Origin of the sequence: Adhaeribacter swui (genome assembly GCF_014217805.1) — a bacterium.
GTDB classification, from domain to species: Bacteria; Bacteroidota; Bacteroidia; order Cytophagales; family Hymenobacteraceae; genus Adhaeribacter; species Adhaeribacter swui.
The window spans coordinates 4,551,701-4,567,752 of the sequence record NZ_CP055156.1; the positions used below are offsets into that span (position 1 = coordinate 4,551,701).

Genomic DNA, 16,052 nt, shown 5'->3' on the forward strand with positions numbered 1-16,052 from the left:
ACCTGCAACTTGTAACCTGCAACTTATAAACAACCTGTAACCCACAACTAAATATGCCCGCCCCGGTAACCATCGAAAAAGAAAACAAGCTGCCGCCAGCCGAAGATTACCATTTTCTGCGCAAAGAAGGCATTAAGTTAATTCAGGATTTAGCCGGTAAAGTCTGGACCGATTACAACACCCACGATCCGGGCATTACTTTACTGGAAGAATTTTGCTATGCCCTCACGGATTTAGGCTACCGGACTCACTTTGATATTAAAGATTTAATTACTCCCCCGGAACTCAGGCCCGAAACCTGGAAGGAAAGTTTTTTAACTGCCCGTCAGGCATTGCCGTGTCACCCGGTTACTTTATTGGATTACCGCAAACTGATTATTGATGTAGCAGGGGTTCGTAACGCCTGGATTGAAATAAGTGACGATGCCGAAGTGCCAATTTATTTGCGGGCAGCCGATAGTTCGGGAGATGCGCAGCAACCCCTGTATGTTTTATCCGGCGAAACCGGCGACTTGCTACGGTTAAAAGGGCTATACAAAGTGTTTGTGGAATACGAGCCCGACGTAATTTTTAAAAAAAATGAAGAAGAAATAGCCCAACAAATTAAAGAGCGGCTTTATGCGCACCGCAACCTCGGCGAAGATTTTATTAGTGTTACTTCCATTGAGTACGAATATTTTAAAATGGAAGCAGAAATTCAGGTAAGTGAAGGCACAGATATTGAAAAAATAAATGCCCGCATTTTCGAAGTGATTTACAACTTTTTTTCGCCGCCCGTTACTTTTTATACACTGGACCAAATGATTGCTAAAGGGTACTCCGCCGAAGAGATTTTTCAGGGACCGGTGCTGCGCCACGGTTTTATCGAGTCGGAAGAACTGGAAAAATCGGAGAAGTACAAAGACGTGCATCTGTCGGATATTATGCGTTTAATCTCCGGCATTGAAGGTGTAATTGCCATTAAAAAACTAGCTTTACCCCGGGAGTCGCAGTCGGCTTTTTCGGATTTTACAGATTGGCTTACCGATGTAAAAGACCACCAACGCGCCCCGCGCTTAGATACCGATAATTCCCGGATTTCCTTTATCCGCAGCGGTGACCGGCACCGCAACAACTTGGAAAAACAGCCCAATCCGGAACGCGTAAAAGCCTTGTTCTCCTTTTTTCAATCGGCCAATTTCCGGGCGCGGCTGCAGGGCGCGGGCAAAGATTTACCGGTACCCGCGGGCGAGTTCATGGATGTGCGGGATTATTATCCGGTGCAAAAAAGTTTGCCGGCGGTGTATGGCTTAGCCGAAACGTACTTGCACCCGCCGCTTACCGCTTCAACAATAAAAAGTGCGGCTTTTGAATTATTAGATGCGCAAATCGGCTTAACCCTGCGGGAATTACTTAGTTTGCTGCTGATTGAAAAACCTAACGACGATACGCTACTCGAACAAATCAACCATTTGACAAACTTAAATCTTACGGTAGAAGAGGTCGACGCTATACTGCAACAAATTGCTACGGACAAAGAAAATGCGCCTATTATTACCCGTTATTTACCCCAACTGGTACCCGCCGAAATAGCCGCTTTACCCATTCCGGAACAGATGACCGCGCTTTTGGCGCAGCACCGCCGTATTCCGGTGGCTAGTTCCCGTATGGCCCGCGAAATACAGCAAGTAGTTAATCAAATTACCAATAGCTCTTTGTTTGATTTACCCGAAGAAGAGGTGCAACAGGTGCGCGATATGTACCGTTTGCGGCAACTACAACAACTGGAACCCCGGCAACGCCTGGCTTTGCAACTGCGCGGCTACCTGATGGTGTTTGAACAAATTTTAGCGGATTACCTGGGACAGCTAGCCGAAATCCGGAATTTGCTTTCTTTTTCGGCTAACCTGAAGCAAACTTATTTTCCGCAAACCTTAGCCGGGTTACCCGACTACGAAGCATTATTTCTGGATTACGCTAAATTTCAGGAACAGCAATTACGCCTGGCCGAAACTGAAGAAACTTATTTTACCCGGCGCAACCAACTCCTGAACCATTTGTTGGGCCGCTTTGCCGAAAGCCTGGATAAATACGGTAATTTTCTGCAGACTACCGCCGGCAAAAACACTAACCAAAAATTAATTCAGGATAAAATAGCTTTCCTGCAAGATTATGTAGCCGTAAGTACTTACCGCAGCCAGGGCTTTAACTACAACAACCCCGACGCAACCTGGGACAGCACCAATGTGAGCGGCTTAAAAAAACGCATTTGCCGCTTACTGGGCATGCCGCATTACCGCCAAAAGTTTATCGCCAGCAATGCCCTCTCGATTCAGGAAATAACCCCGGATAACCAGGTGCGCCGCTACGTGGTGGTGCTTACCAATCCGGAGAATAAAGAAAAAGTTTTGCTGCGAAGCCTGGAGTACGAATTTGCGAGCGAAGCCGAAGAAATTTTAAATTATATACTGCAGAATGGATCCAACACAGATTTGTACGAAAAAGAAGGCCGCCGCGATAAGTGGAGCTATCACCTGAAAAGATTTACGCACGAAAACGACTACGAAATTATTGCAAGCCAAACATTTACGTATCAAGCCGATGCCGAAGCTGCTTATGAGCAAACAATGGGCGTGCTTACCGGCTTTGCTACCGACGAGAATTTCCATGTAATCGAGCATATTTTGCTGCGGCCCAAAGTGGACGGGCGGGAGCGGTCCGGTAAAAGGGGCAGCAGTTTAAACGCTGATACGGTAGAATACTTATCGGTAAATACCACTTCCGCCATTAACAATTTAAGCACTTTTCAAAATCCGGCGCCTTTATACAAATTCCGGATTATCAACATTAAAAACGAAGGTAAAACCAATTGGCGTTTAAGCCTTACCAAAGAAGATTACAACGAAATTTTGTTGATAAACGAAGATTTTCTGTTTTATAAACACCTGACCCGCCGCCTGGAACAAATCCGGCAGTTTGCTTCCGATAGAGCTAATTTCACCATTGAGCAAAATGCCGATGGCTACCATTTTTTTCGCTTAGTAGATGTAGACCGGGTGCTGGGCGAAAGCAAAAAACGCTACCGGCAACTAGACGAACTCGAAGCCGAACTAACCAGCATGGTTACATTTTTCTCGTTTGAGCAGCAAAACCCCGCTAATCAACCCGATGAAGAAAACGCCCTGCTGGCGCAAGCCGACCCATATTCTTTTCAAATATCGATAATGCTGCCTGAGTGGCCTGCCCGGTTTCGGAATAAAACTTTTAAGCACTTGCTCGAAAAAACCATTTACATGGAAACGCCGGCGCATATTTATCCGCAGGTGTTTTGGTTAAACCACAAGCAAATGCGCGAACTGGAAGAAGCGTATAAACTATGGCTGGAAGAGTTGCCCCAAGCCGAAATTGCGAACACCGAGGTAGAAAATAATTTGATTTACCAGCTAAATCAACTGCGCAAATAAGATGCATGCGGTAGCGATAAATAAAGAAGTATTTGAGTTTAGTTGCACCCAAGAGCAAAAAGCCAGAATAGTGCAGCAAGAATTTGTGCACTATCTGGCGCCGCAACTCCATGCGCTAATTTTAAAAATTGTTACGGAGCGCTTTCCCCAAACAAACCTGCAAATTGATTTTCTGGAAATAGATCTGGGCCAAATTGCTCCGTTGGAATTAAGCCAGGCGACCACCTTAATAAAGTTTGAGCAGGAATTTACGCAGCAACTTATTAATTATAAAAACAACATTTTACTGGCGGGTAAACTGCAGCCGGAGTTTGAGTCACTTTTAATTGATAATTCTGACGGTTCCCTAAGAAATTTTCAACAAGATGCCTATAATCCGGGAGGGGCTGCGGTTCGGTTAATAAATAAGCTGGCCAGCCAAAAGCTGCAATTTACGCTACAGCAGGAGTGGCAACTGGTAAAAACTTTTTTAGAAACCGGCGATGTGCCCTGGTGGATAGATAAAAGTCAGTCGTTAAACCTGGATGCTATCATAAACCGGGTAGCGAAGCAGCAGCCCGGAAAATTTAAAGATTTTTTAAAAAATCAACCGCTACATACTTTTGTTTGGCAGCGGCTCAATGAGAATTGCAAGCCCACTACCCGCGAGAAAATCCGGGAGCTAAAGCAAGAATATCTTTTACCGGAAAAAGCTGGTTTCACGTTTAGCCAGGCAAATACTGATTATGCCCCGGTATTTTCTATGTTTTCTCGGGAACAGAGTATTCGCCTGAAAACTTTATTTCGGCGGCTTTACCGGGAGTCGGAAGCAGAACAAAAGAAGAATCAGGGGTACAAAATTCTAGAACTGTCCGGTTTAAACTGGGTTCAGCAGGCTGTATTATTTGAATGGCTGCCCGCCGCAGAATTTAAAATAGTGCAAGCTTATTTTGCCACACCAACCATTCACCGACGTTTCCCGGAAAAAAGAAAAGTGCAGCAGGCACTGCAATTACTTTCGCCGCTTCAATTAAATTTTTTACTGTTTCCCGGCCTTTTACCAACTAATCCGTCGGCAGGTAATCCGGCGCTACTTAGTAAACAAACCGAACCCGCTGCGTTTTTTAAAAATTCCCAAAGTGCGCCCCAGAAAATAAGAGGATTAAAGGATTTACCAACCAGTTTTTCGGGTAAATCCAATCGCCTGTTCGGGTGGGCCGGCAATAAAAATTTGCCAGACAAACCTGCCCAGGAGAATCCGGGTGCCAAGCCGTTGAACCTGGAAAATACAAGGTATACTCTGCCGCAATCTACTAAAATAGTAGGGAAGCCGGCTTTAACCATTCCCGCTAAAAAGCTTTCTTTAGATGACCATTTTACCTCCCCTAATCTTACACTCACTCCCCGGTTCTCTAGTTTAAAACCGGCAAAAGAAAATGTAAAAATTGTAAATCCGGAGCTATTAGTTCCTGCGCCCGGAGCAAGTAAAATTTATTCTACAGAAATTCCTGATAAAGCTACCGGGCCAATTTTTAAAAAATTAGCTTTTGCCGATCCGCAACTTAAAGCCTGGTGCCACCAGTTAGCCCCCAAAGAATTACGCCAGCTTAAACGCCTTTTTACCCGGCCCCACACTGACCGTCGGGTACTGATTGGCGCTTTAATGAACCAGCCCGTTGCTAATATATCGGCTTTATTTCAGGTTTTGGCCAATGTATCTGGCATCTGCCAAATTCTTTTTTTTGAAACTGAAAAGCCGCAAAAGCCGGGGGGAACGCCCGCATTTACGAAACGTGCCGCCGCCAACCAACAAGTAAAACGGATGCAGCAAATACAAGCGCAGGTGCAGGAAATTTTTCAAAATTTACATGTACCAGAGCAGGTGGTTTTGCAGGATATTCTGGGAAATGTTCCTGATGACTCTTGGATAGATAAAATGAACTTACGCCGGATTTTGTCACAACTGCCCCCGGAAAGCCTTTCTTTTATGCAGGCTTTAACTGAGTTGCCGACCGCAGATTTACAATTACTGGCTACTTTAAACCAGTCACCACCCGAGAACATCTGGCAACAGGAGCAGACTTTGAAATACTACGTCGATAATGCCGGTTTGTGTTTGTTAGCTCCGTACCTGCCCGGATTGTTTACGCATTTAGATTACCTGGAAAATAAAAAATTTAAAAATGTAAGGGCTGCCACCCGGGCCATGCAGGTGCTGCAGTACCTGGTTACCGGTAAGCGCCAGGCGCCGGAATATAGTTTGCCTTTAACCAAGGTACTTTGCGGGTATCATTCGGGTATTAGCCCTGCCGGTAAAGTGCGGTTAACCAGCAAAGAATTAGCCGAGGCCGATAGCTTGCTCCAGGCCGTTATCCAGCATTGGAAAGCTTTGAAAAATACTTCGCCTCTGGGCCTGCAACAAACTTTTTTACAGCGCCCCGGCATACTCACGGAAAATGAAAAACACTGGACTTTGCAAGTAGAACCGCGCGGCCCCGATTTATTATTAACTACTATTCCGTGGGGTTTTACTTTAATTAAATTACCCTGGATGAGCAAAATGCTGCAAGTAGAGTGGGAGGGATCTGCTTATTAGAAAAACGTTGGTATCGCCCAGGAAAACACTTTTTTAATAACAGGTTAAAATTAGTTATTCAAATTCAAATTTTTTAAAAAAAGCGAAATCAAAAATAGATAAATAAAGGTCTAGTGTCTATTGTCCAGCGTCTAATATCTAGACTGTTTACGCATTTATAATATAGAGTATGATAAAATCTAAAAAATGGGTTTGCCTTACAAACGAAGCGCACGTTTTTGATGAGCCGGCCGCAGATGGTTTTTGTCCGCTTTGCCCGCCTTACGAAGGTATCCTGGAAGAAAGAGTAGTTTTTGTGGGGGAAGAAGATAAGCCCAGATTAAGTACCGATGATGCGTACGACCACCCAACCGGATCAACAACGGCAGGCAAGCCTAAAAACCCGGTGCCGGAAGTAGGGCTGTGCGTGATATTAATGGATGCATCTTCTTCCATGACCGATCAAGCTTTTGCGGTAAGCCCACTTACGCGCATGCGCTTAATTGCCACCAGTGCCGCCAGCGGTATTTTCGACCTGGAACGCATGCAAAATAACCCTAATGCTTTTGTGGCCGCTTTTAAGTTCGACGACCGCGTAGACCTGATGTTTATGGATACGGTGGCCAATTTGCTGCAGCGCTTTGATAAAGACGTAAAAAAATTTGCAAACTACCTCTACGACGAGCTGTACATGATGCAGCAAGGTACTGACATTAACCGCGCTTTACAGCAAGCTTACATTTTTGTAGATAAGTTCATGAAAAAGCAATTGCCCGATTTTAAGGTGCGGGATTATACCCCCATGAAACAAATTATTTTAAAAAGCTCCGGCGATTCTTTATCTATTGCCAATGTGCGGGTATTAATCTACACCGATGGCATGCAATACGATGCTAACAAAAACAAGGTGCTCCAGGATAATCCTTTTAAAGTAAACCCCATTGCGGGCCTGAACCACGACATTGTTATTGGCGCTTTTTTCGGGGATGAAAACGATGAAGGTTGCCGGGAACTGCAAAGTTTACTTAGTAATTGTCCCATTCACGATGTGCCCCAGTTTTTCCTATTTAATAATCCGGCCAAAATAAATATTTTAAAATATTTGTTCCGGATGGCTTCGGGTGCATCCGGCTTTTGCCCCAAGTGCCTCGAAAAACAACTGTACCGGTAATTTTTTACATCTTGGCATGCACCTGTTAGTAGTAACCACGGTTTTCTGGCTTTTATTTTTGCCGGGTGCCCGAGCAAATCAAGCAAATAACTTTGTCCGGGAGTTAAGTAAAAAACATCCGGATTCCGCATCGGTCCCAGGCAAGAAAAACAATTCGGCCCCGGTAAAAAAACAAAACCAGGATAGCGTTTCGTTACCTAACTCAAACCCCACCCGGCAAAATTTATTTTTTTTAAAATTAGCAACGCCTTCTGATTTTACTATCCGGTTAGAACCCCTGGAAAATGCTTCGGGTTTGCCAATTACAGATTCGATGTACGTGTTGCTGCCACGGCTGACGACTAACCAAAAATTACCGGTAGTTTACAAGTTGCGCCTTATTGGCCAAGATAGCGGCATTACCCGAAACCACGACTACCGGCTTATAATGCAGGCGAACCACCATTTTGCCAAACCACAATCTGTAACGAGTCAAACTTTATTACAAGCCCGCTGGCAAGCCCAAGCAGCAAAAAACATCGCCATTCAGTTTAGCAAAGCAAATTTAACCGCCATTACTCCGGCTGGGGCTAAAGATTCTCAAAATGACTTGGTTGATAAGAAAAGCTTTTCTTGGCAACCTTATGCTTTTTTGCTGAGCGCTCTGTTGGGCGTATTTGGATTGTTGTGGGTCGCCAGCCGTTTCCTGGTATTTTCGGTAAAACTAAGCCCCGCCAAAAAGAAATTTTTTAAAAAAAGCAAACCGGACCTACCCGCAAGTGCCCCCACTGAATTGCTGTTACATAATAATGCCACTACACCAACGCCTAAGCCTGCTGTCCCAAGCCTGCGCAATAACTACCCGGCCGAGCCGCTTTTAAGTACTCCTGACACAGAGTCAAGAGCCCAAATGCCGGATACGCAATTTTACTTTTTCACGGAGTTGTTGTTAACGGCGGGGCCTCGAAAAAAATACATGAGCGACCCCGAAGCGGATAAAGATTTAGGCGAAGATGTTTGCGGCTTTGTGGCCCTCCGCGATCAACTTTTGCTTTGGGTACTCGACGGCACCTCCGACCAATATTGTTTGCGCCACCCTCATAGTAAAAAAGAATATTTCTCGAGCCGCTTGCTGGCACAATCCGTAGCAAATAAACTAAGAATTGCTTATGCGCAAGTAGCAACTTTGGCCCTAGATAAATGGCTGAGCCAGGCTGTAGCAGAAGTAAAAGAAGATTGGCTGCAAAGCGTGCAAGCGCTGCCCCTGGAAGAACAAGAAATTTTGCGCACCAATATTTTAAACAAGAACATTCCGGAGTGCGCCACCACTATTTTATTTGGCACATTAACGCTAACCGGCCACCTGGTGGCTTACCGATCCGGCGATTGCAAAATGGTGCTGTACACCCGGCACCCCCCCAACCAACTGGCCGTGTTGGAAACTTCTTTGCACCAGAAAAACGAATCCAGCAACGACCGATTGTTTTTTAGGTTGGTACTGGATGCGGCCGGCGGGTTTGAGATTTTACATAATTCGCCCCGCTTCGAAATTGTGGAGCAAGATCAGGTTTGCGCGCTGGCCGCTTTTTCCGATGGCATTGGCCCAGAAACGGAAACGCATTTGCAAGCGCTTTCGGGTAAAACTTTAGATACCATCCGGCAAGATTTAATCTATCAGCTACAGGGCACTGACGACGACAAAGTTATTTGCTTTGTAGAAATCCGGGAATGGCCGGAGATAAACTCTAATAAATCCATTGCTTAGTTTCGCGCCCCGGTATTTTTTAAAAATCAGCATTTACAAGCACAAAGAACCTACATCCGCCAGATAGGTAAGGTTTCCGGTAGCCCTAAAAATAGCCAGGTGTTCCATCCAATAAAATTACTATCCGTGTTATGAAAGTAATTATAAAAGAAAAGGAGTACGATTATTTCTCCGATTACCCCAATGGCTGGCTGTTTGCCTCCGGCGATCCGTATAAATTTCCGGTAACCATTGGCAAGTATACCTGCTTTGTAAAACGGTTCGAGAAAAAAAGCCCGGAAGATATATCGGGCTGGGATTTGTTACTGCAGCTAAAAGGCAAGTTCGACCCCAACCTGCCCCGCATTTACGATATTGTAGAAGTAGAAGAAAACAACAAGTTTATTCATTATATATTCTACGAGTTTTTAACTGGCGAAACCCTGGAAGCCGCCGTTAACCGCAACGCCGACCTGGATTTACAACGGCTTACCCAAGATTTATTTACTGCCGCAGTAGCGTTGCACGCCCGCAACTTTTGGTTTTCGGATTTTTGCGAGAAAAATATTTTTAAGGAAAGCAGTGGCCGGTTCTTGTTAATTGACCTGGATAGCGTGCAGCCCAATGCCCATCTGCCGCACAACAGCATGTACGGCGACAAGCAATACTGGGCCTTGGTTTTAAATTTTTACAAAATACAGCTCGGTTACAAAGATTTAAGACCTGCCGACATTAGCGGGCCCATGCTGAATTACTTGCAAATTGTATTTTTAATTTTGCGTTTAAAAATAGCCCTCTCGGATAAAAGATTCGATTATAAAGCTACGGAGCTCTATGATAATTTGCCAGCTTTACTTGCCGACACCGCCGGAATATTTCCTGAAATATTCCGGCGGGCATTAACCGAAAAACAGCAAGCCCCGGAATTATTAGAGCCCCACGAAGTACAAGAAAACATTATCCGGCATATTGCCCAAAACAACCAGGTGCCTTACCAGCCTACCCAGCGGCTACCCGAAATTTTAAAATTTGCAACTTCCGCTTCGCAAGTAGAGCCCGGCCAATCTTTTACCTTAAGCTGGGAGGTAGCGCACGCGCACCAACTGGCCCTGTACCGCAACGGCAATTTATACCAGGAAGTTATCCCCGAAACCTACCAGTTAATAATAAAAGAAAACTACGATGGCCGAACCCGAAAAGTAGAATTTACCTTACGGGCCACCAGCAAGGCCGGTGAACAAAGCAGTATGCCGGTAACAATTACCATCGCGGAAAAAGTAATTCCTGAACCTGCCTTGCCCCTGGAGCAAACCGAGCAGCAACAAGAAAACCGCCAATCTTCCCCAATTACGGAGCATGTTCTGGTAGATAACCCGGAGCCACCTATTTTAAATCCTTTAAACCCAGACAAGCCGGCAGCACCCATAATCTGGTATTTTCGGTCGGATGCGAAACAGGTAGTAGGAGGGCAGTCGCTTATATTAGAATGGGAAGTAGAACCGGCTACCCAAATAACGTTATACCGCAACAATCAGGTTTACGCCCGAAATTTAAAAAATCAACAAAGCTTATCTGTTCCGGAGCAATACAATGCGGCAACTACCATAATAAGTTATCACCTGGTGGCGGCTAATAACCAAGTACAGATTAAAAGCGATGCGCTTGTTGTGCAAGTAATTAAACCCATAAATCCTAACCCGAGCCGGTTGCGCTACATTCAGCTAGCGGTGTTGGTTTTGTTTTTAGCTATTTTGGGCATTATAGCGGTAGGGGCGTACAGTTTATTTTTCCCCAAAAACCTCAAAGTGTATGCCGTAGCCAACCACGCTACCGAAGGAGATACATTAGCTATTGCGGGAGAAAATTTTACAAGGGCCGCAGAGAACGTACGCGTGTTTTTTAATAAACAGCCCGGAACCGTGCTAAGCCTTTCTGCTAAATTGCTGCGTGTTGTCGTGCCCGTTGTCAATACCGGTTCCGATATCACGCCGGTTACACTGGCTTTATTAATCGATACAGATACCGTGTATACCGCCCGGCAATTTGTTGTAAAGAGAAAGATAACGTTAAACACTCCTCCCATAACTACTCCGGACTCTACTGTAATACCACCAAAACCAAAGCCAGACAATAACTTAATCAGCCAAACGGAAAATAAGCTGGACACCATTCTTGCGGAAGTGGCGGAACCAGGCGGCCTTGGCGCTCATTCTTCTAACCCGGGAAATAAACCAGAGAAACTGGATAAACCAGATAAAACCAGTAAACCCGGGCAAACTCCGCCCCATTCTAAACCCGATAAACCGGTAACTTTGCCGCCCAAGCCAGCTCCCGAAAAACCACAGCCAACTACGCATTCTTCCTATACTGGTACTTTACCACCCGATATTTACAAACTAGTGACAGTTAAAAGCAATGTGGTTATTAATCAAAAACGGGACGGAACTAAAAATTTGCAAATAACCGTCCAGAACAGTTCGGCTTACAACCTCGATAATGTGCGGGTAGAAATAGAATACCTGCGTAGAAATGATAAATTTTTAAAAAAAGAAATTTTAACCTTTGTGCGGGTGCGCGCGCATTCAAGCCAAACCTTAGCCGCTCCCGATAACGAAAAAGCCAAGAAAGCAAATTTTAAAATTGTTGCCATAAACGGGCAAGCCACTGCTTATTAAAAAGCAGAAGTTTGCTTAAAGTGCCCTGAGATTATAATTCGGCAGATTTCGGAGGGTTGTTTGTTCTGGCTAAGTTTCAGCAATCTATTTAATTATAGCGGGTAGAATATACTTAAAGCATTGTGTTTGAACGGATAACTACATTTTGGTAGATAAATCTTATTTTATAAATCAGCAAAATATCGGATAAAGTAATTCTCTAAATTAATTAAACAAAGTTGGGCGAAAATTCTACCGGCACAATAGCGGTAGAATTTTCGCCCAACTTTGTTTAAATTTTAAAAATATCTTTCGACTGTAAACCAGGTGCTTCTTCTAATTTCTTCGTTTACCGGAATCTCAACCGGGCACATCTATATAATGTCTAATTTACAAGAACTAATTTTTAGGCTAATTCTCCGGCGTGGTTTTATACTTATGCTAAAAAAATACTAAATCTATTTAAGGGTTTCTAAAGCTAATACCTTGATTTTTAAAATTTAGCAATTTTTGTTGCCCTATTTTCCTGTAGAGTCATTCTACAAGGTGGGTAATTTTTCTACACTTTTCTTTTTAAGTGGGTACAATCATGTCCCTCATCCCGCTTGTCTGTAAACAAAAACATCATTTTACTTTTTTGGCACGAAACTAGCTGAGCTGCCGCAATTTGTTCTAAAAACAAGATTTTAAATCTTGTTTAATAATCTATGCTTGCTTGATTGTTATTTAAATAATACAATAATGTATTATTGATATAAGCTTCGTGTTTCTCTTTTTAAAATAAAAATAATTATAATATTTAGATTAGAGTTTGTATGTTTATTTTCTGGTTTATTTAATATTATTATAACTAAGTTTGTCTGTTTTAGGCTGGAGTTTGGAAGATTACATATGAATAGATATATGTTAAAATTTTAAAATTTATATAAAAATTAGATCTTTTAATATTAAAATACTAATAAAATTTGCTTAAAATTTGTGTTATAAAATTTTATATCTAAGTTTGAACCAGAAATAAGACAGAAACAAAAAGGTTGCATCTTATTAGATATTTTATATTGTTTTTATCTAATTATAAATTTTAAAAATTAATTAATGCAAATTATAAGCGACTCTTAATACCTGGGTTTAATTGAATTTGCAGCGTTAAAAAAGATAAGTATCCAATTTAATAGTCGTTTTAAACGGCCTTAAAAGATTTCATCTGATTAGTAATTTTTTGTAGTACATGTTCCATTTTAACCCAACCTTATGAAAACTAAACTACTATTCTCCATTTCTTTACTTTCATTGTTTACCGTTGCCTGCGAAACAGAAGAAATAGTTGAGCCTAAAGAGGTTGCTCGGCTAACGTCGGGTATCGAAGATCTTTCGTATATAACCTCGGCAGATAAAAACCGGCGAAACCTGGTAGCGGAAGAAAGAATTGAACCTAGTTTAAGTGGAGCCTTTGGGCGCCAGATTTACACTTCGTATGGCTTCGGGGCAACTACCTCGGTATCCCGGAGCGGTTCGCGTTCTGCCCGGCTCGAATTAAGAAAAGAAGGTAGCGCCGTTAGATCAGAAATAATTTTTAACAAACCCACTCCCTCGCACGGCTGGTACGGCATGAGCCTTTACATGCCTAGCGGTAACTGGCAAACCGAGAAAGATGGCGATGGCTGGGACATTATTACACAGTTTCATGGCACCCCCGACAGTGGTGATGGTTCCCGGGTACCCCCCATCTCTATGTCAGTAATCCAGGGTAGACTTGTTTTAACCGTTAATTATTCATCCAAACGATACAACAAAAATCCTGATGGCCGGAAAAGATTTGATTTAGGTCCGGTTGTAAAAGATAAATGGGTAGATTTTGTGTATCATATTAAATATTCCTACAAGTCTGATGGCAAGCTGGAATTATGGAAAAACGGTAGCAAAGTAGTAAGCTACACCGGACCAAATACCTACAACGATGCGGTGACTCCCTACTTGAAAATGGGTGTTTATAAAAGAAACTGGGACTATGTATCGAAACGCGTTATTTACGTAGATGATGTTCGGATTGGTGATGGTAATTCCTCATACGCCGACGTAGCCCCATCTGGTTCAGGAAGCAGCCAACCCGTAGATCAGCCAACATCTCCTTCGCCAAGTCCAACTCCAACTGATAACACGTCAGGAACCAGTGGCCAGCAGGTAGTAAGCTTTACCTTAATCAACGCCGACACTGACCGCGACATAAAAACCATCTCCAACGGCGAAACTTTAGATTTATCTAATTTACCAACCCGCAACCTGAACATCCGGGCGAATACCAATACAACCGTTGGCAGCGTATACTTTGCACTTTCCGGGGCTAAGAGTTTTACTAAAGTAGAGGGAGGCGCTCCTTATGCTTTGTTCGGTGATACTAACTTAAATTATGCCGCCTGGCGACCAGCCGTAGGTAGCTACACCTTAAAGGCTACGCCGTATTCTGGTACAAATAAAAGTGGATCCGCAGGCACTTCTTTAACTGTTAGCTTTAAGGTGCAGGAATAATAAAGAGATTACAAAAATTAAAATACCTACATACTATAACACCCAACCCAACTAATGCTCAAGAAAGCCGCTAAACTATTTAGCGGCTTTTCTTTTGTGCTACAAACCCTGCTGCTGCAGTAATACATAAGGTAAGAACTAGGTATTTGCTTGTTACGGCAGCTTTTCCGTTTTTAAATAAAGTGTATATTTAGGAGGCTTTCAGATTAAAACAAAAAGACAAAACCACTTAATAATATACCTTATATGCCAGACCCATTGTTGCAACTAAAACAAGTTATGAATGCCACGGCTCCCATGCCGGAAACAGATTGGGAAGAATTTTCAAGTTTTTTTAAGCCGTTTGCCGCTAAACGCAAAGAAGTTTTAACTAAAGCCGGCGAAACTGAAAAATACCTGTACTTTGTAACGGAAGGGGTGCAACGCATTTTTTATTACGACGATCAAAACCGCGAAGCTACTTTGGTTTTTACTTACGCGCCTTCGTTTGGCGGGGTGCTCGATGCTTTGCTGTTGCAACAACCTTCGCGGTATTATTACGAAACCCTGACCCCCTCGGTATTTTTAAGGGCGGCCATCAGCGATATATTACCTATTACCAATCAACGGCCGGCTTTAAGTTTTTTAATCCGGCAGGGGGTTACTCATGCGCTTTCGGGGGTATTAGAGCGGCTGGTAGAGTTGCAGTGCTTTACTTCAGAAGAAAAATTCCGGCAACTGCTGCGGCGCAGTCCGCACATTTTGCAATTAGTGCCGCACAAGTATCTGGCTAATTACCTGGGTATAGAAGCCACTAACTTCAGTAAATTAATTAATAAAGTACGCATCTGAGAATGTTGGTATTTACCAATATTTTTTAATCCGGGCGGCCGCATCTTTGCAACGTACTTCTAAACCAACGAATTATGAAAACGCAAAAAATTACCCAACTAGCCGCCCAATCGTTTATTGCTTTATCGGCGGTAAGCCTGTTGTCTGTTAGTGTCATGGCTTTTTTAAATCCGCAGTCTGTTATGGACCTGGTAGGTGTAAAGCTGCCCAACACCGATGCTTTTAGCTCTATACGGGGCGTATACGGAGGCGTAGGACTTACCTTATTTATCAGTTTAATTTACCTGATGCGTCGCGATTTATTAAAAGGTTTAGCCTTTCTGGGCCTTTTGTGGGGTTTTTACGCGGTATCCCGGGTAGTTACTGTTTTTACCGAAGGGCCGCTCGGCGATTTTGGGCAGCAATGGCTTTTAATAGAAACTTTGTTTTTTGTAATAGCCATTAGCTTGATTCTGGCAGTTAAAAAATCAACTAACCCACAAACCAGTATACAGTATGGCACCAGTAAATAAATACCAGTTTTTAGATTACCTGGAAAGCCGGGTAGAAGGCCATCTGCAGGAGGCCATAAAAATTTTTCAGAATGAAATCGAGGCCGTTTTACTGCAAGCCGCGCCCAACGGCGGCTGGAGCATTGCCCAATGTTTAGACCATTTAAACGGGTACGGCCATTTTTACTTGCCCTTAATTGCTAGTGAATTGCAGAAGCCACAGTTAAAACCAGCTTCGGAAATTTTTAAAAGCAGCTGGTTGGGCAGTTATTTTACCCGCATGATGGAACCGAGCACCGGTACCAAAAAATTTAAAGCTTTTAAAAACCACGTGCCGCCCCCTAATTTAGATGCCCCCGTCGTAGTGGCGGAGTTTATTCAGCAGCAAGAAAACTTATTAGCCTACTTAAAACAAGCCCGCCACGTAGATTTAGATACCATTAAGTTGCCTTTATCCATTACCAAACTAATTAAGTTGAAGTTGGGCGATGTGTTTCAGTTTTTAATTGCTCACAACGAAAGGCATTTGTTACAAGCCAAACGCAACCTGGCACCAGTTGTAAAAAATCAAACCCATACCGCATAAAACACCACGGCCTTTCCTGGATTAGGAAAGGCCGTGGTGTTTTAAAGACTAGCGGAATATTAAAAATTTAAAA

General features: G+C 43.3%; 9 protein-coding genes. All 9 read left to right on the forward strand.

Annotated elements, in window-relative coordinates; all coding sequences use genetic code 11:
- Positions 1-53: 53 nt before the first annotated feature.
- The 9 genes from HUW51_RS19000 to HUW51_RS19040 all read left to right on the forward strand — a co-directional run bounded on the left by HUW51_RS19000 (position 54) and on the right by HUW51_RS19040 (position 15,979).
- Positions 54-3,443 (forward strand): hypothetical protein, encoded by a 3,390-nt coding sequence (locus tag HUW51_RS19000; protein ID WP_185271211.1) that lies wholly within the window; start codon positions 54-56, stop codon positions 3,441-3,443.
- A 1-nt stretch (position 3,444) separates the two neighbouring features.
- A complete protein-coding gene (locus tag HUW51_RS19005; protein ID WP_185271212.1) occupies positions 3,445-6,018 on the forward strand; it encodes a contractile injection system tape measure protein in 2,574 nt (857 codons plus the stop codon).
- Positions 6,019-6,187: 169 nt separating this feature from the next.
- Entirely contained in the window at positions 6,188-7,168 is a 981-nt protein-coding gene (locus tag HUW51_RS19010; protein ID WP_185271213.1) for a vWA domain-containing protein, read from the forward strand.
- Between the two features lie 16 nt (positions 7,169-7,184).
- The gene (locus tag HUW51_RS19015; RefSeq protein ID WP_185271214.1) at positions 7,185-8,912 is read left to right on the forward strand and encodes a protein phosphatase 2C domain-containing protein; all 1,728 of its coding nucleotides are present in this window, start codon (positions 7,185-7,187) and stop codon (positions 8,910-8,912) included.
- 131 nt (positions 8,913-9,043) lie between these two features.
- Positions 9,044-11,566 carry an IPT/TIG domain-containing protein gene (locus HUW51_RS19020; RefSeq protein WP_185271215.1) on the forward strand — a complete coding sequence of 841 codons (2,523 nt, stop codon included), beginning with the start codon at positions 9,044-9,046 and terminating at the stop codon, positions 11,564-11,566.
- Positions 11,567-12,796: 1,230 nt separating this feature from the next.
- Positions 12,797-14,071: a polysaccharide lyase gene (locus HUW51_RS19025; protein WP_185271216.1), complete on the forward strand. Its 1,275-nt coding sequence runs from the start codon at positions 12,797-12,799 to the stop codon at positions 14,069-14,071.
- Positions 14,072-14,317: 246 nt separating this feature from the next.
- Positions 14,318-14,902, forward strand: coding sequence for a Crp/Fnr family transcriptional regulator (locus HUW51_RS19030; protein ID WP_185271217.1), 585 nt, complete (start codon positions 14,318-14,320; stop codon positions 14,900-14,902).
- A 74-nt stretch (positions 14,903-14,976) separates the two neighbouring features.
- Positions 14,977-15,414, forward strand: a complete 438-nt coding sequence (locus HUW51_RS19035) for a DUF4345 domain-containing protein (protein WP_185271218.1) — start codon at positions 14,977-14,979, stop codon at positions 15,412-15,414.
- Positions 15,398-15,979: a DinB family protein gene (locus HUW51_RS19040; protein ID WP_185271219.1), complete on the forward strand. Its 582-nt coding sequence runs from the start codon at positions 15,398-15,400 to the stop codon at positions 15,977-15,979. The genes HUW51_RS19035 and HUW51_RS19040 overlap by 17 nt, the downstream gene beginning before the upstream one ends.
- Positions 15,980-16,052 lie beyond the last annotated feature (73 nt).